This window comes from Vibrio sp. OPT46 (assembly GCF_015163535.1).
GTDB classification, from domain to species: domain Bacteria; phylum Pseudomonadota; class Gammaproteobacteria; order Enterobacterales; family Vibrionaceae; genus Vibrio; species Vibrio alginolyticus.
This window is the reverse complement of the sequence record NZ_JADDYG010000599.1, coordinates 1-1,276: the sequence shown is the minus strand read 5'-3', so window position 1 is coordinate 1,276 and position 1,276 is coordinate 1. Positions and strand designations below refer to the sequence as shown.

General features: G+C 38.7%; 2 protein-coding genes. Both read left to right on the top strand.

The features are described from left to right. The coding region (locus IQR33_RS36010; protein ID WP_193844103.1) for an excalibur calcium-binding domain-containing protein at positions 1 to 106 on the top strand (106 nt) is incomplete at its 5' end. 138 nt (positions 107 to 244) lie between these two features. Beyond that, a complete protein-coding gene (locus IQR33_RS23510) occupies positions 245 to 982 on the top strand; it encodes a hypothetical protein (RefSeq protein WP_193844102.1) in 738 nt (245 codons plus the stop codon). Positions 983 to 1,276 lie beyond the last annotated feature (294 nt).

Sequence of the window (1,276 nt, the reverse complement as noted above, 5' to 3'; positions counted from 1 at the left end):
TACTTGCAAGGAAGCTATCAGAAATGGTATTGCACCAGTAAGAAGATCACATCCTGCATACTCTTATATGAACGATAGAGATGGTGATGGGGTTGTATGTGAATAAATCGACTCTATCTATACGATCACTGGACTTCCAAAAAGCGGGACTTCAGGTAGTAGAGATGACATTTTGCTTGATATGCTCATTAGCCCACCAGCGAATCGGTGGCTAAAACCTTTAAAAACTAACGAGGAACTGAGTATGGCAATCAAAACAAATATACTGGAGCTAAATGGACTAAATCCGGCTTATTTCACCAATACGGAATTACTCCCTCTTGACGATTATCTGACGGATAGAGGAATTTATCTATTTCCACATATTGAGAAGAGATTCGGCAGTATTCCTTTAGAGCGCGTTGTTGGTCATAGCCAAGGCTATGATGCGATGAAGTGGGGGGACTGTTTAGGTGGCCGTCACTTAAAACGTATAGAGCGAGCCCTAATGGAACTCACAGAAAATCCAAATTACTATTTAGATCATCATGTAAAACCAGGTATTTCTTTTACAAAAGTTGAGGATGCTTACTTCATTGAAGAGGGAAAACATAGGACCATAACTGCGCGGTTCCTCTATCACCACAACCAGGAAGTTTTTAGAAGTACCTCCCCTCTTTCTAACGTAAACATTCACGAAAGGTTCATTGATTATGAGTATATGGGCTATGTATATGAGATCAACATGCTACAGAAAATATACCCGGAATTAGAGTTTGAAATGACTTATACCGACTCAAATAATGAGAGGTGCTTGGCAGTACACCCTACTAATTTTAATATGCCAAGTAGTTTCTTTACTCGGGGAGAAGTCGAAGACTGCATAAAGCATTTAAAGAGTCCGAATCTATTAAACAAACTACGTTCACACAGACTGTACCAGCATATTGGAACTTCACATTGCTTAAAGCATATGTTCGGGAACATAAAGCAATTTGGCTGAGTTTTTCGTGACGTTGTCACTTATGTCGTGGTCTAGTTGTATAGATGGTTTACTAAGCCTAGGCTAGGTTAAATGAAAACCATTTGTTAACTAGGTCATGACGTAAGATATTACAGTGTAATGGGAATTACTACCTACCGAAGATGATGAATACTGTTCAAAGAAAACTTGTTTAACGAAGAAGGATAGCATGAAAGATAATAAGCCGAGTAAAACTCAAACCTCATTTCTGAGACGTTTGTTAGTTGCATATCTAATTGATAGAGGTTTTAACACTGTCCCAGCAATAGTGGA

What these genes read in the sequence shown, in the direction of transcription:
- IQR33_RS23510 (WP_193844102.1), top strand. Translation starts at nt 245, where the DNA reads ATGGCAATCAAAACAAATATACTGGAGCTAAATGGACTAAATCCGGCT.